Genomic DNA, 1273 nt, shown 5'->3' with positions numbered 1-1273 from the left:
TACTGAGCATGTAGCTGTCGAAGCGACGATAATTGGCCGACCGCTCGATCCACACATCGCCGGAACGCAGCTTGTTGCGCAAATGCGCGAGCGTCGCGATTTCCCACAGACGCCGGTTGGGCTTGTCATCCTGATCGATAACGATCTTCTGCCATTCCTTGCGAAACGGCATCGGTGCGTCGCCAGGTAAATCGCGTTTGCCTGCTCTGTTGAGGTTCCGCAACAACGTGATCGCAGCCAGGGTCTTGGCGCCTCCTCTTCCTGCCTGGAATTCCAGCGTTTCCAGCAGATCGGGCGCGAATTTTCGAAGGGTAATATAACGCTCCGCAGCGGCTGTCAGAGGATCGAGGTCGGCAGTCCTGGCGATCGCCCCAACCTCTGACCTTGCTTTCAACAGGGTCGCCCATCCGACCGTGGCATCCAGAGTTTCCATGGGATCTCTGCCGTCGCTGGCCGCCTCGGCCAAGGCATCGATGGTCGCCTGAAACAGGCGCATCAGGCGTGCGACGTTCTTCGACGTTGCCGAAAAGCTGCGGGCCTTTGTGTTCCGTGCCCGGGTAAAGATGCTGCCGACCAGCTTGTCAGCCATGTCCAGGGCGCTGTCCGTTAGGCGTTCCTCAGCATCGATCAGGAAAGCGACGAGCGTGGCGTAACGGCGTGATGGCGTGTAGCGCTCGATCATCGAGGCCGGAGATATCCGGCCTTCCCGGACGTATTGGTGAAAACGGTCGATGTGAATGCGCTTGGCGACGACGGGATCAATGCCGATCTGTCGAACCTGTCTCAACAATTCCAGAATGCGCTTGATGTGATCCGGCTTGACGGCAACCGGTATGGTCTTGAGCGAGGCAAGTTGGCTGATGCTCCCTTCAGGCGTTGTGGCGAAAAGCCGATCCAGCGCCGTGACCTGATCGCCTGTGAGGCCCTGCGTTAACGCCTGCGCGGTCTTCCGTCGGGCCCGCGCCCGTCCCGCAATGCTGGCGCGTTCGATGGTTGAAATCGAAGGGAGTGCGATTTTGGCATGGCGTAGCGCGTCCATCACGGCCCGGACGATTACGATGCCGCTGTCCGTGGCCCAGGCTGCGTTTGCCGCAGCCTCGATCATGAACGGGATATCGGCTCTCTGGGGCGCGCGCAGGCCAAGGATCGTCATCAGATCGCGGGCATGATCGGTCATCGTCTGCTCCCGCGCGGCGTAATCGGCGAGGTCGCTGCCGGAAAGCTCAAGTTGGTCTGCCACGAAGGCGACCAACGCGGATGGCGTCGATCCGAC

The 1273-nt window shown here is 60.6% G+C and carries 1 protein-coding gene; it reads right to left on the bottom strand.

Translation table 11 applies throughout. From position 1 onward, the window contains the following. A partial coding sequence (locus tag GEU01_RS26110) for a DUF4158 domain-containing protein (RefSeq protein WP_042711030.1) occupies positions 1-1273 on the bottom strand: 1273 nt, incomplete at both ends.

Source organism: Komagataeibacter europaeus LMG 18890, assembly GCF_000285295.1.
Taxonomy (GTDB): domain Bacteria; phylum Pseudomonadota; class Alphaproteobacteria; order Acetobacterales; family Acetobacteraceae; genus Komagataeibacter; species Komagataeibacter europaeus.
This window is presented reverse-complemented; position numbering and strand designations above follow the sequence as displayed.